We start from the raw sequence: 21,075 nt of genomic DNA, 5'->3' as shown, positions 1-21,075 counted from the left end.
GAACTGTGACAGAAATCCCTCTCTGTTACAGTTCTTTCATGCTCGTTACAAATCCAGCGTATTTTTTTCCAGAAAATTCGTAGCGAAATTCCCTGCGACAAAGTCAGGGTGCTCCAGTAGCTTCTCATGGAAGGGAACCGTCGTATGCACGCCTTCGATGACAAACTCACCAAGCGCCCGCTTCATACGAGCCAACGCTTCGTTGCGATCTGTTCCCCAAACGATCAGCTTGGCGACCATCGAATCATAGAAAGGAGAGATTTCGTAGCCAGGATAAACCGCACTGTCCACGCGCACACCGTAACCGCCTGGTGGCAAGTAATTGACGACCTTCCCTGGTGATGGCATAAAGTTTTTCGCAGGATTCTCCGCGTTGATTCGGCACTCGATTGCCCATCCGTTGATTTTCACGTCGTCTTGGGAGAAGGATAACGGATTGCCTACTGCCACAGAAATTTGTTCTTTGATCAAGTCAATCCCTGTAATCATCTCTGTCACGGGATGCTCTACCTGAATCCGTGTATTCATTTCCATGAAGTAAAATTTGCCGTGCTTGTCTAGCAAAAATTCAACAGTACCCGCTCCGTGGTACGAAACCGCCTTGGCTGCCGCCACCGCAGCTTGCCCCATTTGCTCGCGCAGCGTTTGGTCCAGTGCAGGAGATGGCGCTTCTTCTACCAGCTTTTGATGACGACGCTGAATGGAGCAATCCCGCTCTCCCAAGTACACAGCGTTTCCATGCTTATCCCCCATGATTTGAATCTCTACATGCCGCGGCTCTTCTACATATTTTTCCAAGTACACGCCAGCGTTGCCGAATGCCGTCTCCGCTTCTTTCTGGGCCTGACGAATCGCCTTAGACAACTCATCGGCGTCAAAAGCGACACGCATTCCCCTGCCTCCGCCGCCAGCCGTTGCTTTAACAATGACAGGATAGCCGATTTTCTCCGCCACCTGTAATGCCTCATCGATGTCATCAATTAAACCGTCTGTGCCCGGAACTAATGGCACATTCGCTTGACTCATCGTTGCTTTTGCTACGGATTTATCCCCCATTTTGGTGATCGCTTCGGGATCGGGACCGATAAAGGTTATCGAGCAATCCTGGCAAAGCTGGGCAAACGAAGCGTTTTCCGCCAAGAAGCCATAGCCCGGATGGATAGCATCTGCCTTTGTGTAAAGTGCGACCGTCATAATCCGTGCCATGTTCAAATAACTGTCCTTGGACGCCGTAGGTCCGATACAATACGCTTCATCCGCCAATTCTACGTGCAATGCTTCCCGATCCGCCTCAGAAAAAACAGCGACTGTGCGTATCCCTAGTTCCCGACAAGCGCGGATAATGCGGACAGCGATTTCGCCGCGATTGGCAATCAATACTTTCGTAAACATGTGCGCACTCCTTCCTACTGAGTTTTGACAACGAGTAAAGCTTTTCCGTAATCGACAAACTGACCATCCGCGACGAGAATTTCCGTGATGATGCCGCTAACGGGAGTCGTAATATCGGCAGATAGCTGAAGAGCATCAGCCGTGCAGCGTCCAACCTTTTCACCAGCTTGAACGGTTTGCCCTACTGTTACTTCCGCATAGAACAGTCCTACTCCTAAAGACATGATTTGCTGTGTCACTTCCTTAGGTGCCTCAGCCTCAGCAGCGACATCAACTGACTCAGCAGTAGCGGCTGCCTCCTGATAGCCATGCTCCACTTCGCCTACCTGTACAGGCGCATGGACAGCCACGCCTTCGAGTGGAGCACTTTTTTTGATCACGATGCGGGTCTTCCCCTTCTCCCATTCCAGCTCCTCAATGGAAGACTGATTCACCAGCTTGATGAATTCACGCAGTTCATGCAGCTTCATAGCACGACCAGAGCTCCTTTCTAAAGTGGGATGTTTCCGTGCTTTTTGTACGGACGATCTTCCTGCTTATTTCTGAGCATTTCCAAGGCTTGCGCGACCTTTTGACGGGTTTCGCGTGGGTCGATGACATCATCCACCATGCCGAGACTTGCCGCGACATATGGATTGGCGAACTTCTCTCTGTAGAGGGCAATTTTTTCTGCGCGAGTCGCAGCCGGGTCCTCACTTTGTTCGATTTCCTTTGCAAAAATGACGTTGGCTGCCCCCTCGGGACCCATGACGGCAATCTCTGCATTCGGCCATGCATACACGACATCTGCTCCAATGGATTTGGAGTTGAGCGCCACATAAGCGCCGCCGTAAGCTTTGCGAAGAATCACGGTGATTTTGGGAACCGTTGCTTCTGAGTATGCATACAAGATTTTCGCGCCGTGACGGATAATCCCTCCATGCTCCTGATTGATTCCCGGGAAAAAGCCAGAGACATCTTCAAAGGTCAAGAGCGGAATGTTGAAGCAGTCACAAAAACGAATGAAACGTGCCAGCTTATCCGATGAATGAATGTCCAGTCCGCCTGCCATGACCTTCGGCTGGTTGGCGATAATGCCGACACTGTGTCCATCGATACGCGCCAGACCGATCACGATATTGCGGGCAAAGTTCGGCTGTACTTCCATGAAATCACCGTGATCCACGATTTTTTCGATGACCTTACGCACATCGTATACTTTCGTGCTTTCAGCAGGTACCAGCTCCAAGAGCTCCTCTTGCCAACCGTTATTCTCCTCTGCTTTTATCACAGGTGCGCGATCACGATTGTTTTGCGGAAGGAAGCTGAGCAGCCTGCGCACTCCTTCCAGTACTTCCTGTTCGGTTTCTCCTGTAAAATGGGCATTGCCGCTCACAGTCGAATGGACTTTGGCTCCGCCTAGGTCCTCAGCGGATATTTTTTCACCTGTAACGGTTTCAATCACTTTTGGACCTGTGATAAACATTTGGCTCGTCTTCTCTACCATGAACACGAAATCTGTAATCGCCGGAGAGTAAACGGCTCCTCCCGCACACGGACCGAGGATGACAGAGATTTGCGGAATCACACCGGAGTAAATGGCATTGCGGTAAAAAATCGTGCCATAGCCATCTAGTGAGCTTACCCCTTCTTGAATACGTGCGCCGCCAGAATCGTTCAGACCGATAAAGGGTGCGCCATTTTTCGCTGCCAAATCCATCACCTTGGCGATTTTCATCGCGTGCATCTCACCCAGCGCACCGCCAAACACCGTGAAATCCTGCGCGAACAAATAGACAGGGCGACCGTTGATTTTTCCGTAGCCCGTCACGACGCCCTCGCCTGGGGCCTCCATCTGGTCGAGACCAAAATGCGTAGCACGGTGCTCAACAAACGGGTTCAGCTCCATAAACGTGTCTGGGTCGAGCAGGAGCTCGATTCGCTCGCGTGCAGTCAACTTGCCGCGGTTATGCTGGGCATCGATACGAGCATCTCCACCACCAAGCTGGATTTTATATTTGCGTTCCATCAATTCATCAATTTTTTCGTGCATATTGTTGCTCATAAGGGCCACCATCTCTCTATTCCTTTTTCATGATCGCATTCTCATAGATCGCCACTAATTGCTGTACGGCGCTCGTCGGTGAAATCTCGCCACTCGCAACGGCTCCTTCAATCGCGGGAAGCAGCTCGGCTACTTGCTGGTTGCCGAAAAAGGTCGCGCGCAAGTAGTCCTGAGCCATACTGTGCATCCAATCGAGTAGCTGCGCTTTGCGTCTTGCCTCAAAACCGCCTGACTGGATGGTGCTTTCACGAAATTGACCGATGACCTCCCAAATATCTTCAATGCCTTCCCCTGTCAGCGAAGAACACATGTATGCTTTCGTTTCCCAGCCAGTAGTTGCCGGCTGCAAGTAATGCAGAACACGGTTGTATTCCCCTTTGGCGATCAAGGCACGCGTCCGGTTTTCCCCATCGGCTTTATTGATCAGAAGTGCATCTGCAATTTCCATAATGCCTTTTTTGATTCCTTGTAGTTCATCGCCAGCCCCTGTCAGCATCAGGAGTAAAAAGAAATCGACCATAGATCTGACTGTCGTCTCACTCTGTCCGACCCCGACCGTCTCGACCAAAATCACATCATAGCCTGCTGCCTCACAGATCAGCATCGTTTCCCGCGTTTTCCGATTGACTCCGCCTAGCGTGCCGCCCGTGGCAGACGGTCGGATGAACGCCTGTGAATTACGTGACAAGAGCTCCATCCGCGTCTTGTCGCCGAGAATGCTCCCACGAGTAACCGTACTGCTCGGATCAACGGCCAAAACAGCGACACGATGACCTTTTTCACAAAGCATACTGCCGAATGCTTCAATGAACGTGCTCTTTCCCGCACCTGGCACACCGGATATCCCTATGCGTATGGAGTGACCTGTATGAGGAAGCAGTTTTTTGATCACCTCTTGGGCCATTTCCATATGAGCGGGAGCATTGCTCTCAACCAACGTGATTGCCTGCGCCAAAACCGTTCGGTTACTTTCCCGTACGCCTGTGACATATTGATCCACTGATAAGCGTGGGAGACGTGCCTTGGAAGAAACGTTCAAGAAATTCTTGTCAGCCCTGCCCCCGTTCATTGTCCAGCAGCCTCCAGGCGATACACGATCTCTTGCAGAACGTGCTGGGCTGCCACAGGAATGACTGTCCCAGGCCCAAAGATAGCTGCGGCACCATGCTCACGCAAAAAGGCGTAATCCTGCGCTGGTATCACACCACCAATGACGACGACAATATCCTCGCGTCCCAGCTTTTTGAGCTCTTCCACCAGTTGTGGCAGCAATGTTTTATGTCCTGCCGCAAGCGAGCTGAAGCCAATCACGTGTACGTCATTTTCTATCGCCTGCTTCGCTGTTTCCTCAGGTGTCTGGAACAACGGACCGATATCGACATCAAAGCCCAAATCGGCAAAAGCGGTGGCAATCACCTTCGCGCCCCTGTCATGCCCGTCTTGACCCATTTTCGCGATCATAATTCGGGGACGTCTGCCTTCCCACTGCTCGAATTCATCTGCCATCTTACGCACCGCCGCTACCTCATCGGCATCTGCGTATTCGGAACTGTACACGCCGCTAATGGAGCGAATGACTGCCTTGTGTCTACCCACGACCTTTTCATAGGCATCCGATATTTCTCCCAAAGAAGCTCTTGCTCGCGCCGCTTCAATGGCCAGCTCCAACAGATTGCCTTCGCCCGTTTTCGCGCACTCCGTAATGGCCTGTAGAGTTGCTTGGACTCTCGCCTCATCCCGGTTACTGCGCAGCTCCTGCAAACGTCTGATTTGCGCTTCCCGAACCGCTGTGTTGTCAACTTCGAGAATTTCCAGCGGATCTTCTTTGTCCAGACGGTATTTGTTCACGCCAATAATGGCTTCCTTCGCTGAATCGATATGTGCCTGACGGCGTGCAGCCGCTTCCTCGATCTTCATTTTCGGCAATCCCGTCTCAATTGCTTTTGCCATACCGCCAAGTGCTTCGATCTCCTCGATGTGCGCCCACGCTTTTTCCACGAGCTGCGCTGTCAAGGACTCGACGTAATAAGAGCCTGCCCACGGATCAACGACCTTGGTTATCTCCGTTTCGTCCTGCAAAAACAACTGCGTATTCCGCGCGATCCGAGCCGAAAAATCGGTCGGCAGCGCGATTGCTTCATCCAGTGCGTTTGTATGCAGAGATTGGGTATGACCCAGAGCAGCGGCCATGGCTTCGATGCACGTCCGCACTACGTTGTTATACGGGTCCTGCTCTGTCAAACTCCACCCGGACGTTTGTGAGTGTGTCCGCAGCGCCATCGACTTTTCGTTTTTCGGATGGAACTGTTTGATCAGATTGGCCCAAATCAAGCGGCCTGCACGCATTTTTGCCACTTCCATGAAGTAGTTCATGCCAATCGCCCAGAAAAATGACAGCCGAGGCGCAAACGCATCGATGTCGATACCTGCTGCAAGACCCGTACGAACGTATTCCAAGCCATCTGCCAGCGTGTAGGCCAACTCAATATCCGCAGTCGCACCCGCTTCTTGGAGGTGGTAGCCTGAAATACTGATGCTGTTGAATTTGGGCATGTGCTTGGAGGTGTAAGCAAAAATATCGGAAATGATCTTCATCGACGCTTCTGGCGGATAAATGTAAGTATTCCGAACCATGTATTCCTTCAAAATGTCATTTTGGATCGTTCCGGTAAGCTCCGCCTGCGATACCCCTTGCTCTTCTGCTGCCACGATATAGAACGCCATAATCGGCAAAACCGCTCCGTTCATCGTCATGGAGACGGACATTTTATCGAGGGGGATGCCGTCGAACAAGATTTTCATATCGAGAATGGAGTCTACTGCCACGCCTGCTTTCCCGACATCACCAACTACCCGGGGATGATCGGAGTCATAGCCGCGATGCGTCGCGAGGTCGAAGGCAATCGATAGCCCTTTTTGTCCCGCAGCCAAATTCCGTCGGTAAAAAGCGTTACTCTCTTCCGCCGTAGAAAAGCCGGCATATTGGCGAACCGTCCATGGCTGAGTCACGTACATCGTCGGATACGGTCCGCGCGTATATGGTGGCAAACCAGGCATGTAGCCGAGGTGATCCATCCCCTCCACATCTGCCATTGTGTACAGTGGTTTTACAGGGATCTGCTCTAGCGTCTGCCACATTTGCTCCATTCCTTCTGGATTCGCACCCAGTTGGGGAAACAAATCAGACACATCACGTTTGGACTGATAAGTCATTTGTGAAAAATCAGGTCGCTTCATCATGAGCCCACTCCTATCCGCTCCTGAAGTTCTCGCAGCATCTCGTAGCAATTGGAACGCATGTGGATGCAATCATCTACACCGGCCGCCTTATAAGTAGCCAGCTGCTCCGCCTCAGGCCAGCCAGCCAACAGAACCGTCATCTGAGGTACACGTTGCTTGATTGCATGAGCTAAGGGTGGAACCTGCTCCGGATAACTCGCATCGTCCGAGCAAATGACCGTGACCATCGCACCCGATGCCACCGCAGCTTCAGCCGCCTCTACCGTGGTTGAGAATGCTTGATTGCGCAAAATCTCAAAGCCGCCAACCGCAAAAAACTCTGCTGCGAAGTCTGCCCGGGCCTTATGCTTTGCCACACGACCCATCGTCGCCAAGAACACGGTCGGTCTTTTGCCTGTTGTTTTCAAGAAATCATCTGCCTGCATCCGCAAGGCTTCAAAGCGTTCGGATGCCCGGTGAATACGAAGTGGCTGAATGATTGTCTCCACGGAATCTTCACGTCTCATGGCTTTAGCGATATCGCCCACAGTCGCTCCATAAATCACTGCTTTTACTGCATGTGCCACGAGCTCATCGTTATGTTCCCCCAACCCATCGAGCGCTGCGGAGACGAGAGTCGCGTTCTGTTGCAGCCGATGGGATCGTGCTTCCTCCGCTCGTTCTTCGTGCATGCTCAAATGACTCTCGGCCTGCAGTGGCTGCTCAGCCGTATTAGCGTACATGTTGGTTCCAACCAAACGCTTTTTACGCGTATCGATACTCGCTGCTTTTTGATCCGCGCTCTGGGCGATCAAGTCTTGTGGGAAGCCTGCCTCTAATGCGCTCAGCATACCACCCTGCGCTTCTACCTGCTGGAACAGCTCCCATGCCTTTTTCGCTAAAGCGTCTGTGAGCCATTCTACGTACCAAGAACCTCCCGCAGGGTCGATCACTTTTGCCAGATGCGCTTCTTCTTGCAAAATGATTTGCGTATTTCTGGCGATCCTTCTCGAAAACTCATTAGCAGGGCGGATGGCTTCGTCAAATGCGGATACATGCAGACTGTCTGCTCCGCCAATAACGGCAGAGAACGCTTCTGTCGTGGAACGCAGCATGTTGACATACGGATCGTAAATCGTCTTCGTCCAAGCCGAGGTTCTGGCGTGAATTGTCATTTTTTGCGCTTCCGTTGATCCGCCGTAGGCCGCCACGATGTTTGACCAGAGCATTCTTGCCGCACGCAGCTTCGCGATTTCCATGAAAACGTCTGAGCCGATCGAATACGAGAACTGCATCCGTGCTGCACTATCTTCTATGGATAACCCTCGCTCAAGCATCGCTTGCAAATAGTCCACCCCTGTGGCAAGTGAAAAAGCCAGTTCGGTTACTGCGTTTCCGCCGCCGTCCTGATAAGGATTACTTTGAACCAAGATCGTTTTCAGCGCAGGCGCTTGATCTTTTGCCCATTTCGTTACGCTTGCCATCGTGTTATAAGCTGTCTGCAAGGAACAAGGGAGCTTGCCCTCTGTGAGCAGTACCGCTACAGGGTCTTGCCCGATGCATCCGCGAAGTTCGGAAACATGTTGGCCTGTCGCTTCAACATGTGCCAAAATGAGCGAAAGAACCGGCAAGCCAAGCGCCCCCGTGTTCACGTAAAGGGGGACCTCTGAAAGCTTCACCCCTTGAAATGCCTGCTCGATATCCTCCTGGCAAAAAATAGATACGCCTTTTTGACCAATCGTATCTGGCAATGCTTCGTCAGGGTCAAGTCCAGCCAAAGTCGCTTGATCCACTATCAGATGCAGCATCGTTTGTCCGCGCGCTAAGTCGTCTACGGCTGCCTGATTAAATGTTTTGGCACTTGTTGCGCTGATTTCCTGACAGACCTGCCATTTGTGTTCCTTATGCTCGCCAGGCCGCTGATTTCCTCTATGAAAAGGTGCCTCTCCTGGCAGCGCTTCCAGATGCGGCAATGTTTTGACATCTTCGTACCGATAGATGGGTTGGCGAACAATTCCCTCGTGCGACTGCGTCAGTAGCTTTGCATCAAAAGATGCGCCCTTTAGCGATTTCTCTGCTGCTTCCCGCCATTGGTCGTACGTGGGAACCGAGAATTCCTTGAACCATGTATGTTTGCTCACTCTTCTAGTCCTCCCCTTAAAAGCTACACCATTACGCTTGCTTCACCAGGAACAACGGCTGTCCATGCTCGACCAACTGACCGTTTTCCACCAAGACTTGGACAATCTCTCCTTTTACTTCTGCTTCAATCTCGTTAAACAGCTTCATGGCTTCGACAATACAGACAATGGTTGTTGGCTCTACACGATCATTTACGGATACGTATGGTGCTGCGTCAACGGCAGGTGCAGCATAAAAGGTTCCAACCATAGGTGAAGTGATTTTGTACAAGTTTTCTGTCACTTCTGCCGATTTCTGAGGTGTTTCCACTGGGCTTGTTGTGACCGGGCGCTCAATCGTTTCTTTTTTAGGCAAAAGGACAGCGGGTGCCGCCGTCACGATTGGCGCACTTTTGGTTTGTACGGGGGGCTGATGCACAACTGTGACTGGATTCCCATTTCTTCGTTTGATACGCAACGAAGAATCTTCGGCATTTACCTCAAAAGATTCTATGTCTGTCTGCTCCAATAGCTTCACAAGTTCTCGTAATTCGTAAATGGTAAGCACGACTATTCCTCCCCTATTCCGAATCTGACTGGAACAACCTCACGAACCGACTATGATGATTGCGCAAGACCGACCAGTTGGTCTTGTCGATATTATAGCAAATGTCAGAATACTAGTACAGACCAACTAGTTGGTCTGATCGAAGGATTTTATAAGGGACCATCAAGCGACTATGCCCCTGTCTCCTATCGAAAAGCTTGAGTGTAGCCGCATGATCCTTGTTAGACCCCTACAATGGATGGAAGGGATTTTCTTGAGATTGCAGGAAAAAACGTTGAAAGGCCGGGTTTTCCATCGACTCTGATTTCAAAACAGAATGAAGAACCATATCTGCATAAATATCCGCGATTTGCTCGATCGAGTACGTCCCTGACTTTTGATACCATTTGTAAATCCAGTTCACCATGCCAAAAATAGCCATGGACACAATCGGCACTGGCAGCTCCGGGCGGAATTCTCCTGATTCGATCCCGTCCGAAATGACGGTGAACATGATTTGTTTATAGCGATCCCGTTTCGTTTCAATATCCGTGTAGTACTCTGGAGCTAAAAACAAGCTTTCCTGATAAAAGATCGTAACCTGCGAGCGGTATAGATCAATCATCATGACGAAGGATTTTACGATGGCTTGCAGACGTTCTGTCGGGGTATCCCACTTCTCGTAAGCTTCCTCCGCTTTTTCCAGCACATACGTAATAAATTGATCATGAATGATGTAGAGGAGTTCATCTTTTGATTTGAAGTTGTGATAAAATCCTCCCTTTGACGTGCCGCTTTCTTTCACAATTTGATCCACAGTCACTTTGTGGTAGCCATTTGCTTCAAACAAGCGCATGGATGTTTCAATAATACGTTCTCTGATTGATTTTTCGACCATTATCTTCACCCGAGAACATTATAGCATAAGTACAAAGCAAAAACGCCGATTCTCTTCGGTACGAGATCGGCGTTGCTTCTTTAATTCGATGGTGTGGAAACAGGTACGGCACCTGAATATTCTTCGAGCGTAATTCCTTTTTCTTTGATTTCTTGCGCGATCTCGCCACCTACATACCGCAAATGCCACGGCTCATAAATATACCCCGTAATCGCGTCTTTTCCCTCTGGGTAGCGAATGATAAAACCAAACTTCTCGACGTTTTCATCCAGCCACTTCGCTTCCTTGGTTCCGGCAAAGCAGCTCGTTGCCGCACATTTACCATCCTTACCAGAGACGTCAATCGCGAGTCCCGTCTCGTGCTCACTCGTACCAGGAACGGCACTGTAAGTCCGTGCCTTCTCCACGCCGTCTTTTTTTACATAGCGATTAAACAGCGCTTTCTGGTAGGCGTGGGAGCGATAGGCAGATACGCCAGCCAACTGGACACCGTCAGCCTGGGCTGCCGCAAATAACTGTTCAAGCGCACCTGCCGCTTCTTTGCGCATTTGGCGTTTCTCGCTCTTTTCCGGGAGCAAGTAAGGAACATTTGGAAACACTAAATCATTTGGCTGATAGTTCTCCGGAAGCTTGCGTTGTTTGTTCACCAGTACAGCAACACTCTCTGGCTCACCCACAACCTCGATGTCTGGGAAAGACAGCTCAGGCGACTGACCAGCTGACGGCTTTTCTGCTGGCTTCGTTTCCGCTGGCTTCGCTTTCTGGGGTTGCTCCGGTTGTTCTTGCTTTGGTGTTTCAGCAGGTGGAGACGTGGTCTCCTCCTTTGGCTTCTCTGCTTCTTTCTTTGGAGGAGTTGGCGACTCCGTGGATGGTGGTGTCTGTGGTTCTTGTGGTGCAGCTGTACTGTTACATCCAGACAACACAAATGTCAATGCCGTTACGAGTACAAGCGGATGCAAAAGTCGGTGTCGAAAACTTCTCATTGTAACGTTCCTTTCGTTTTGGAGCGGATCCAATTATGTCGGTAAAAAAGTACGTACCTATTATGACATAATCGACAGGCTTTTCGTTACATGTTTTATTGAGAAATCACGACCTGATCGAGATTCAGGTAACCCGCTGGACTGATGGAAAAGCCCTGAATATGGTTACTAATCACAGCCAAATTCTCCAGATTGCGAATCGGAACAACCAAAGCATCTTGCAGCTCCACTTCTTGTGCTTTTGCGTAGATAGCGAGTCTTTTCCCAGGATCTGTTTCGACACGGCCAGCCTCGATGAGACGATCCAGCTCGGGGTTGCTGTATTGAAAACTGTTGCCCGCCCCGCCACCTGATGTATGAAACAAATTGTACTGATTATAGTCGGCATCCCCGGTTGCATTTCCCCAGCCACTGATAAAAATCTCATGCTCCTTCGTTTGCTCAATAGTTCGGACGAAGTCATCGTAGCTGACGACTTTTAGCTCCGCGTCGACGCCGATTCCTTTTAATTGCGACCGTATCACTTGGGCAACCAAGATTCGATCCCGTCTGTTGTAGGTAATCATATGAATAGGAAAACCATCTGGATAGCCCGCCTCTGCGAGCAACCGACGCGCTTGATTGATGTCGTACGGGTAGCTTTTCACAGTTGGGCTGTAACCGAACACTTGCGGGCCAATCGGTGAGTTCGCCTTTGTTCCCACATTGTTATACACCCCTTTAATGATGGCTCCCGTCTCGATCGCCATACTGATGGCCTTCCTCACACGGATATCATTCAGTGGTGGACGTGCTACATTAAATCCGATAAACTCCGTCCCGAGTGCATCGCTGCGGTACACACGCATCTGGTTGGATGCTTGAACTCGATCCAGCTCCATGACAGGGATGGACTCTGCAATATGTGCTTCACCATTCTCCACCATCGCGATGCGAGCCGCATCATCCGGAACAACCTTGAAGACGACATGATCAAGCGTAGCGGCTTCGCCCCAGTAGGACTGATTTTTACTCAACGTGATTTGACTGCCATGCTCCCATGATTGAAACCGATAAGGGCCAGTACCAACCGGATGCTGCGATAATTCCCGCCCATATTTATCAATTGCTGTTGGACTGATGATGCTTCCCTCATGACTGCCCAAAATAGAGAGCAATGGTGCAAATGGTTTGTGAAGAATGATTTGCACTTTGTACGGATTGATGACTCTTACCTGCTTTATTTTATCGAACATGGCTGCTCGAGGAGAAGCCACGGCCGGATCTAATACACGATCAAATGTTTGCTTGACCGCCTGTGCTTGAAAGGGAGTCCCATCGTGAAAAACAACGCCTTGTCGGAGCGTAAACTCCCAAGTAAGATCGTCGATTTGCTTCCATGCCGTTGCCAGCTGTGGCTGAATGTTCATGTTCCGATCTCGTTTGACCAGCCCTTCATACACTTTTCCTTGGATCACACTCGCCTCATTGATCGTCAAAATGAAATGGGGATCGAGATTTGCGGCATCCGACATACGTACAATGATTAACGTCCCGCCCTCGGCAACGTTTTGGGGTGTCGGTGCGATTTGATTATTGTGCGGCGGCTCCTGACCGAAAGAACAGCCTGCTAAGACCATGATTGCTGCGAGTAACAGTCCAATTCGTCTGTGTAAGGATGTCTGTGTGTACATTGGACCCTCCCTGCATGCTCGTATGTTTCCCTCGTTGTATGTGTAGCAAAAAGACCGCCCTTCTCCCAAGTTTCCCAGAGAGTGGCGGTCCACACTCTATTCTTTTTCGAATAATCGCTTAAACTCTCCGAAGCCTTCTTCCTCCAAGCGATCCTTCGGAATGAAGCGCAATGCGGCTGAATTGATGCAGTAGCGCAATCCATTTTCTCCAGGACCGTCCTCGAAAACGTGGCCGAGATGAGAATCTGCCTCTTTGCTGCGAACCTCTGTCCGAATCATATTATGTGTCAAATCCACATGCTCAGTTACGTTTTCCTCTTGCATGGGCTTGGTAAAGGATGGCCACCCGCAGCCGGAATCGAACTTGTCCAAGGAACTGAACAAAGGCTCGTTGGAGACGATGTCTACGTAGATGCCCTCTTCCTTGTGGTCCCAGAATTCATTCGTAAACGGACGTTCTGTCCCGTTATTTTGCGTCACCTCGTACTGAAGCGGGGTCAAGATTTTTTTCAATTCTTCCTGCTTCGCACGGTCGCGCCATGCTTCCTTGGTGAATTTCGCTCTGCCTGATGCCGCCCGATAGTATTGGTAGCGGACCGGATTTTTCTTATAGTACTCCTGGTGATAATCCTCCGCCGCATAGAACGGCTTAGCTGGCAAAATTAGCGTTGCAATGGGCTTTTGGAAACGACCACTCGCATCCAGCTCTTGCTTGGATTTTTGCGCAAGCCTTTCTTGCTCTTCATTATGATAGAAGATCGCTGGCGCATACGATTGACCCCGGTCACCGAATTGACCACCAGCGTCAGTCGGATCGATTTGTCTCCAAAACATTTGCAGCAATTCCTCATAGGAGATGAGCGACGGATCATAGGTGATTTGGACCGCTTCATAGTGCCCCGTCGTATCAGAGCATACCTCTTCATAGGTTGGGTTTTCGACATGACCGCCTGTATAGCCGGAGACGACTTTTTGAATGCCTGGCATCTTGTCAAACGGACTGACCATGCACCAAAAGCATCCGCCTGCAAAGGTTGCGATTTCGAATGGATGTGTATCGCTGTTCACGCATTTCGCCTCCTGTAGATATATGTACACTTTCCTTTACGATTGTACATGGTTTGCAAAAGCAAAGTCCACTCTGTAAGTGCTGCGAGGAGGGTTCCAAATTGAAAAGGAGACCTTTTTACACGAAAGGTCCCCTTTTCGCTATTTGGTTGCTACTTAGACAGTGCTTTGGCAAATCCAGAGAGCATGACAACCATATGGGCAATTCCTTCCTCGAAGTCTTTCAAGCGGATGGATTCGTTCGGCGCATGTACTTTGCAGCCAACCCAGCCAACCCCTGTACTGACAACCGGAAGCTTCAGCTGTTCACCGAAAATATACATCGGACCTGTGCCTGCGGCGTTTGGCGAAAGCACTGGCTCATGATCGTAAATGACGCGAGCGGTATCCAGTACGTGAGTAACAAATGGATGATGGAAATCGGAGCGATACGCTTTTTGTCCGTTGATCATGGTGACGGTAATATCCGTAAAACCATGCTTCTCCAAATGATTCTCGATGCAATTCATGATGTGCTGTGGATCTTGTCCTGGGACAAGGCGGCAATCCAGCTTGGCCTTCGCGCTTTTCGGCAGTACTGTCTTCGCGCCCTCTCCTGTATAGCCGCTATCCAGACCGCAAATGGTCATGGTCGGGTGAAAAACCATGGCTTCTCGTGGGTCCACATGGTTTGCTGTGGTAATGAGTGGGCGTTTCAAACCGTATAGCTCTGCTGTCGCCTCTTCACTGAACGGCAATTCGGAAACAACTTTCTTTTCATCCGCTGTCGGTTCCTCGATCCCGTCGAAGAAGCCTTCGACCAAAATCTCGTTTTGCTGATTTTTCAACGTCGCCAATGCCTGTACGAGGCGCCAGGCTGCATTGTCTACATACGCACCGACAGAGGAGTGCATGTCGATCTCTGCTCCAACGCAGGTCAGCTCTAGGTACGCCATTCCTTTGATCCCGGCAACCATGCTGATTCGCTCATTTTCGTCTTTTCCACCAAATTCCCAAATGCAGGCATCCGCCTGGAAAAGCTCCTTGTACGCTCGAAGATATGGCTCGAGATTCGGGCTGCCAATCTCTTCTTCTCCTTCGATCAGGAATTTGATGTTGCAAGGCAAACCGCCTGCCTGCTGCTGCAAAATCTGAATCGCCGTCAGACGGGCAACGAGGTCACCTTTATTGTCGGCAGCGCCACGCGCATACAGCTTTCCATCGATGATCGTCGGGTCAAACGGCTCCGTGTTCCACTCATGAAACGGTTCAGGTGGTTGAACATCGTAGTGATCGTAAAAGAGGAGCGTTTTGCTGGCGTCTCCCTCATTGCCTGCTGCAAAAAACGCATACACGACTGGATTGCCGCCAAGATTGTCGAGTACCTTTGTCTCACCGCCAACCTCATGAATCATTTTGACCACGTATTCAACCGTCTCTGGGATGGCCTTATGCTGTGCGGATACGGTAGGAAAACGCAAATATTGCTTCAGCTTCTCGATTGCATGCGGCAAATTTTCTTGCACGATACCTAGCACTTGTTCTTTGTTCACAATCGGGCACCTCCTATTGGCATACCTGCTTATTCGACTTTCTCTTTTTGGTGTGCAACCAAATAGCTGTCAAACCAATCTGTCGTATATTGCAGTCTCAACACGCGTTGCTCTGGATCACCACTGCGGGAAAGCTCATGACTGGCACCTGGGAAACGAACAAACGATACCGGAGCCTTGCCTTGATGCTTCAATGTTACATAGAGCTGCTCGGCCTGCTCGATTGGGCACCGGTAGTCATGTTCGCCATGCATGATCAGCAGAGGCGTCTCGATGTTCTCTACCAAGCGAATCGGTGAATGCTGCCACATTTTTTCTGGATTCGTGAATGGATTTGCCTGAATCTCCTCCGCGGTGAAGAAATAACCGATATCACTGACACCGTAAAAGCTAACCCAGTTGCAAATACTCCGATCGGTTACGCCCGCTTTGAATCGATTGGTTTTACCGACGATCCAGTTCGTCATGAAGCCACCGTAGCTACCGCCTGCGACACCCAAGCGGTCCTCATCGACAAAATCGAAATGATCGCATGCAAATTGCACGGCTGTCATCAAATCGCGGTAATCATTCCCTCCATAGTCACCGCAACATGCCTGAACAAAATGCTCTCCGTAGCCAAAGCTCCCTCTCGGATTCGTATAGAGTACGGCGTAGCCATTTGCAGCGAGCAGCTGGAACTCGTGGAAAAACGTATTTCCATACATGGAGTGAGGCCCGCCATGAATTTGCAGAACCATCGGGTATTTTTTTCCTTCTTCAAAACCGACAGGCTTGAGCATCCAACCGTGCAGCTTCCAGCCATCCTTTGCGACAAACTCTATTTCTTCTGGAACTGGGAGCTCCATGCCCGCAAATAGCTCTTCGTTCAACGCTGTTAGACGTTTTTCTTCTCCGTCCTTTAAACTTACTTGATACAGGTCGCCGGGTGTAAACGGATCACTGATGGCAGCAACTACCGTTTGTTCGCTTTCATGCAGCGAAAAGCCGTAAATATTCCGATTGCCCGTTACAACAGTCGTGACTTGACCATCCAGCGTTACGTGATAAATGCCAGAATTTCCACGTTCGCTGGCGATGAAATACATGCCTCTTCCGTCTGCTGTCCATATTGCGCCTGGATTCGGGTGACCTGGCGAACGCATGTCTCCGATGGTCGAATCGCCAACCTGAACGTCCCAATCAGCCGTGATGCAAGAATAGTCGCCCTTTTCAAAATCATATACCCAGATGCGCTTCTGTGCTGCGTACAAATGCGTGTCCGATTCACTTCCGATATACGCTAGCTTCTTACTGTCAGGTGACCACGTTGGATAGGCAAAAATCCCTTTGCTGTTGGTCAGCTTTTTCCATTCTCCCCCTTCAGAAGGAATGATAAAAACGTCAACACCGTGCTGAAAATCAGGGTCTTCTGCACGGTTCGCCGTAATGGCGAGCCATTTTCCATCCGGCGACCAGGAGCCAATTGTATGATTGTACGGGCCATCGCTGAGTGGAGTAACCTCGCCTGTTTCTACACGAACGATAGCCAGCTGTTTGTTTTTCTCGTAAATGAACCCAAGATCATCGGATTTGTACTTCATTCTCCCGACATGAATGGCTTTGGCCTTTTCTTTCTCACGGGCTCCTTCCAGGTCTGCGAATGTTTCCCCTTCATCCAGGATCGACGAGAAGACAATGTATTTGCCGTCAGGTGACCAAGTCGGATTGCTGACGCCGTTTTTGCAACGCGTGAGCTGCCTAGCCTCTCCTCCGTTTGCATCGATCAGCCAAATCTGTGGTTTTCCAGATCGATTCGAGACAAAGCTGATCTTTGAACCATCAGGCGACCAACGCGGGTAGGTATCGCGGGAGCCAGACGTCAAGGGCAGTGGATCATCTGCATCCAATTTTCGTAAATACAAGTGATTTTGATAAGCGTGGGACTCATCGATTTGATTTTCTACATAGGCAAGCGTTTTTCCGTCTGGTGATAGCTGCGGATCACTCGCGTACCGCATTTGATACAAATCTTCAGCCGTGATGCCTCTTTTTGCTTGCGTCATGCTTATCACTCCTCGATTTTATTGGTGGATGCGAGTTGCTCCAAAAAGAACTGGGAAATCTTTTGATTCAACGTGATGTGATTGTCCAGCTTTTCGGTAAAGTGACCTTCATCCTCAAAGATGTGCAAATCGACTTCTTGCCCCCTGCCTCTCATGTCTGCTACGAGTTGTTCTGCTTCACTGACAGGAACACGCGTATCATTGCGCCCATGGAATACGAGAAGCGGGGCCGTGATCTTCTGCGAATGATTCAAAGGAGCAATTTCTTCAAAAAAGTCATCGTCTTCGCCGAGGAACCCATACTCCACCTCACGCAATCTCCTTCTCCATTCCCCGGTGTTCTCCAGAAAGGTTTTGAAGTGGGAAATCCCCACAATATCAACACCCGCGGCCCACAGGTCAGGGTAATGCGTAAGGGCAGCCAGTGTCATGAAGCCTCCGTAACTACGGCCCATGATGCCGATCGCATTCGGGTCAACGCTTGGACGGTTGCTTAAATCTTTGACCAGCCAAGCCAAATCTGCTACAGAATCCATCCGCTTGCGGCGATCATCGAGCTGGACATAATCCCGACCGTAGCCCATGCTGCCGCGAACATTCGGTGCAACCACCGTAAAGCCTTCGTTCGCCAAAAATTGAAAAACGGGATGATACTCCGGTCGAATTTGGCTCTCTGGCCCGCCATGAACGTAGACGACGACTGGTTTTTTCTCTGTATGTTCGGATGTTTCTTTGGCATAAAGGAAATACGGCACTTCCAAGCCATCAAAAGAATGAAACGTGCACAATTCCGGCTCGATGAGTTTATCCTCCAGAGCATCAGATTGACCAATGTTTGTCACACGCCTGCTGGTTTGCTCCGAAAGGGTGTACGTCCAGATATCACCTGGAAGTGTAGGACTTTTCAACGTATAGGCGAGCTGATCATCATTCACCCACGCCAAGGAAGAGATCACGCCACGTGGTGCTTCCTCTACCCGCTTCCAGCTTTGTTCTGTCAACGAATAGAGGGCAAGAACGGAGTAGCCTCCTTCATTGATCGTGAAGGCAAGAAACTTCTCATCTGGGGATAATTGGGTCGCCTCAATGTCCCATTTCGGGTCGTGCACCAGTTTATCCAGCTCTCCTGTACGGAGTGAAAAGCGGCACAACGCTTTCGTATTTTCATCGCGGTCGGTTACGAGATATCCCGTTTGGCCGTCTTTAGACAGTACCGAGGAATGATAGCGCGCATGTTTGTTGCAGATCGAGAGCTTTTGTGCTTCCTTCGTTTGTAAATCCAGCAAATACAGGCAATTGTCAATGTTCGTCTCCTGCACGCTGAAAATGAGTCCTCTCCCATCTGGTAGCCAGCCGATTGGATCGGTACGTCCATCGTAACGGAAGACTTCTTCATACGCGCCACTCTCGACATCCTGTACAAAAATATCAAAGCTGCGCGGATTGCGACGATTGCTGGACCACGCGATCTTTTGCCCACAAGGTGACCAGCCACCCAAATAGTGAAAATAATCAGGAGCGTCCGTCAGCGGCTTCACAACTGCACCATTTTCCGTTAGCAAAAAGAACTGCTGCCGCTCGTCTCCCTTGTTGTCCATACCGACAATCGTTTTCGTCCCACACGGGGAATGGTCAACTTCTACGACTCGATCAGGCATAAAGGTCACTTGCTCCGAGCGGTTGGACTCTTCATTCCAGCGCCACAACTGCGCGATACCTGTCAGCTTCGTTAAAAAGGTAATCTCTCTACGCTGCGGTACCACCTTCAATTGATACGCGGATTTCACTTGCAGATAGTCCAAAATCACGAGAAATCATCCTTTCCTGTTTTGCTTGATGTTCGCTGGATTATGTAAAGAGAAAAAAGAGGAGATTGCTCCTCTTTTTTTCTATTTTTTCGTTGCCCAGCGAGCGCTTGGGAACGCGTTGACTGGGAAAGTGAGACCCTCCAGATTCGGTTTCACCAAATAGTTTTGCTGGTAGTGGTAGACTGGCATGAACGGCATTTCATCCATCAAAACGGCTTCTGCCTGATGAAGCAATTCCATACGCTTGTTCGGGTCTTGCTCAACTTTTGCCGCCATATTCAACTGATCATACTCTTTGTTCACCCAACCCGTACGGTTGTTCGGGCTTTCACCCAAATAGTAGTCAAGGTTAAATGAAGGATCATTGATTTGGCCTACCCAGCCCATACGGCCCATTTGATAGTTCTTTTGCTTGGTTGTATCCAGATATACTTTCCACTCTTGGTTTGTCATTTTCACTTCTACGCCCAAGTTTTTCTTGAGCATTTCTTGGATCGCTTGCGCTATTTTCTTGTGGCTTTCATCGGTGTTGTACATGAGTGTAACTTCTGGCAGTGTGGACCAGCCTTCTTCTTGCATACCTTCAGCCAGCAGCTTCTTCGCCGCTTCGTAATCTTCTTTGAAGTAGTCTCCACCCTCTTCGCGGAAGTCTTTTCCGTTTGGTTGCATCGCTCCACGCGGAACCATGGAGTAAGCTGGCGTCTCTCCACCTTGGCTTACCATTTCGGACAGCGCTTTACGGTCAAGCGACATGGCGAAAGCTTTCCGAACCTTTTTATTCGTAAACGGTTCTTTCGTTACGTTAAACATGTACATGTACGTACCGTAGTAAGGAACGGATTTAAAGTCTGGGCTCGATTTTTCCTGCGCGAGGATGTCAGACGGCATCTCTTTGTTGAAGTCGAGCTCGCCACTCTTGTACATCTGATAAGCAGTCGTGGCGTCGTTCACCATTTTCCAGGTGATCTTCTCCATTTTTACGTCCGCTTTGTTCCAATAATGCTCGTTCTTTTCTACCACGAGCTCAGAGTCATGCTTCCAGGAAACAAGCTTGTAAGCACCGTTGGAGATGTAGCTGTCCGCATTTGCTGCCCATTTTGGATTCGCCTCTGCTTGCTTCTTGTTGATTGGGTGCCAGTAACGGGTAGCGAGCATTTTGTCAAAGTACGAGGTAGGTGCGACCAGCTTGATTTCGAGCGTTTTTGCATCCACTGCCTTGATACCTACATCTTCTGCTTTTCCTGTACCCTTGTTGTATGCCTCTGCTCCTTTAATGTAATAGAGCAAGTAAGCCGTAGTAGAAGCAGTTGCTGGATCAAGATGCTTCATATACGTGAAAGCAAAATCCTCGGCTGTCACTGGCTCGCCGTTTGTCCATTTCACATCATCGCGCAAAATGAACGTGTAGGTTAGCTTGTCATCTGACAGCTTCACTTCCTTGGCTTGTCCCAAGATCGGATTGCCATCCTTATCCTTGGTATACAGACCTTCCCCCAAGTGATCCATGATCCAGAAGGACGTCGTATCGGTTGACGTGAGTGGGTTCAAATCTGGCGGCTCGGACTTGGCATTGAACACAATTTCTTGTTTGGCAGCGGCGCCTGGGGTAGTGGTACCTCCAGTCGATGCTGACTCGCCACTACCACCGCAACCAGCCAGAGCCGGAATGACGAGTGAGAGCGACAGGGCAAAAGCAGCTAATTTCTTCACGTTGTTTCCCCCTATATATTAAGATAGAAAATCGAA

At 49.9% G+C, this 21,075-nt stretch carries 15 protein-coding genes; all 15 read right to left on the bottom strand.

Going from position 1 to position 21,075, the window contains the following annotated elements; translation table 11 throughout:
• Positions 1–45: 45 nt before the first annotated feature.
• Complete coding sequence (gene accC / locus HPY31_RS03055) at positions 46–1,392, bottom strand: acetyl-CoA carboxylase biotin carboxylase subunit (protein ID WP_172138288.1); 1,347 nt, start codon at positions 1,390–1,392, stop codon at positions 46–48.
• A 14-nt stretch (positions 1,393–1,406) separates the two neighbouring features.
• Positions 1,407–1,862, bottom strand: coding sequence for an acetyl-CoA carboxylase biotin carboxyl carrier protein (locus HPY31_RS03050; RefSeq protein ID WP_172138286.1), 456 nt, complete (start codon positions 1,860–1,862; stop codon positions 1,407–1,409).
• A gap of 20 nt (positions 1,863–1,882) precedes the next feature.
• Positions 1,883–3,448 carry an acyl-CoA carboxylase subunit beta gene (locus HPY31_RS03045; protein ID WP_172138284.1) on the bottom strand — a complete coding sequence of 522 codons (1,566 nt, stop codon included), beginning with the start codon at positions 3,446–3,448 and terminating at the stop codon, positions 1,883–1,885.
• A 4-nt stretch (positions 3,449–3,452) separates the two neighbouring features.
• Positions 3,453–4,505 carry a methylmalonyl Co-A mutase-associated GTPase MeaB gene (gene meaB, locus HPY31_RS03040; RefSeq protein WP_172138282.1) on the bottom strand — a complete coding sequence of 351 codons (1,053 nt, stop codon included), beginning with the start codon at positions 4,503–4,505 and terminating at the stop codon, positions 3,453–3,455.
• Entirely contained in the window at positions 4,502–6,673 is a 2,172-nt protein-coding gene (gene scpA / locus HPY31_RS03035) for a methylmalonyl-CoA mutase (protein ID WP_015890985.1), read from the bottom strand. Before scpA ends, meaB begins: the two co-directional genes overlap by 4 nt.
• Positions 6,673–8,796, bottom strand: a complete 2,124-nt coding sequence (locus HPY31_RS03030; RefSeq protein ID WP_172138280.1) for a methylmalonyl-CoA mutase family protein — start codon at positions 8,794–8,796, stop codon at positions 6,673–6,675. Before HPY31_RS03030 ends, scpA begins: the two co-directional genes overlap by 1 nt.
• 31 nt (positions 8,797–8,827) lie before the next feature.
• Complete coding sequence (accB, locus tag HPY31_RS03025) at positions 8,828–9,343, bottom strand: acetyl-CoA carboxylase biotin carboxyl carrier protein (RefSeq protein ID WP_172138278.1); 516 nt, start codon at positions 9,341–9,343, stop codon at positions 8,828–8,830.
• 229 nt (positions 9,344–9,572) lie between these two features.
• On the bottom strand, positions 9,573–10,220 hold the full coding sequence (locus tag HPY31_RS03020) for a TetR/AcrR family transcriptional regulator (protein ID WP_041749409.1): 648 nt from the start codon (positions 10,218–10,220) through the stop codon (positions 9,573–9,575).
• 80 nt (positions 10,221–10,300) lie between these two features.
• Positions 10,301–11,203, bottom strand: coding sequence for a M15 family metallopeptidase (locus tag HPY31_RS03015; protein WP_172138276.1), 903 nt, complete (start codon positions 11,201–11,203; stop codon positions 10,301–10,303).
• Between the two features lie 95 nt (positions 11,204–11,298).
• On the bottom strand, positions 11,299–12,876 hold the full coding sequence (locus HPY31_RS03010; protein ID WP_172138274.1) for a glutathione ABC transporter substrate-binding protein: 1,578 nt from the start codon (positions 12,874–12,876) through the stop codon (positions 11,299–11,301).
• 96 nt (positions 12,877–12,972) lie between these two features.
• On the bottom strand, positions 12,973–13,944 hold the full coding sequence (gene msrA, locus HPY31_RS03005) for a peptide-methionine (S)-S-oxide reductase MsrA (protein WP_172138272.1): 972 nt from the start codon (positions 13,942–13,944) through the stop codon (positions 12,973–12,975).
• 152 nt (positions 13,945–14,096) lie between these two features.
• Positions 14,097–15,476 (bottom strand): M20/M25/M40 family metallo-hydrolase, encoded by a 1,380-nt coding sequence (locus HPY31_RS03000; RefSeq protein ID WP_172138270.1) that lies wholly within the window; start codon positions 15,474–15,476, stop codon positions 14,097–14,099.
• 29 nt (positions 15,477–15,505) lie between these two features.
• Positions 15,506–17,521, bottom strand: a complete 2,016-nt coding sequence (locus tag HPY31_RS02995; protein ID WP_172138268.1) for a S9 family peptidase — start codon at positions 17,519–17,521, stop codon at positions 15,506–15,508.
• Positions 17,522–17,526: 5 nt separating this feature from the next.
• Positions 17,527–19,329, bottom strand: a complete 1,803-nt coding sequence (locus tag HPY31_RS02990) for a S9 family peptidase (RefSeq protein WP_172138266.1) — start codon at positions 19,327–19,329, stop codon at positions 17,527–17,529.
• Positions 19,330–19,410: 81 nt separating this feature from the next.
• On the bottom strand, positions 19,411–21,039 hold the full coding sequence (locus tag HPY31_RS02985) for a peptide ABC transporter substrate-binding protein (protein WP_016740473.1): 1,629 nt from the start codon (positions 21,037–21,039) through the stop codon (positions 19,411–19,413).
• Between the last annotated feature and the right edge of the window lie 36 nt (positions 21,040–21,075).

The organism is Brevibacillus sp. HB1.3 (genome assembly GCF_013186635.1).
In the GTDB taxonomy this organism is placed as follows: domain Bacteria; phylum Bacillota; class Bacilli; order Brevibacillales; family Brevibacillaceae; genus Brevibacillus; species Brevibacillus brevis_D.
The sequence above is the reverse complement of the archived record's forward strand: the minus strand, read 5'-3'. Positions and strand labels throughout refer to the sequence as shown.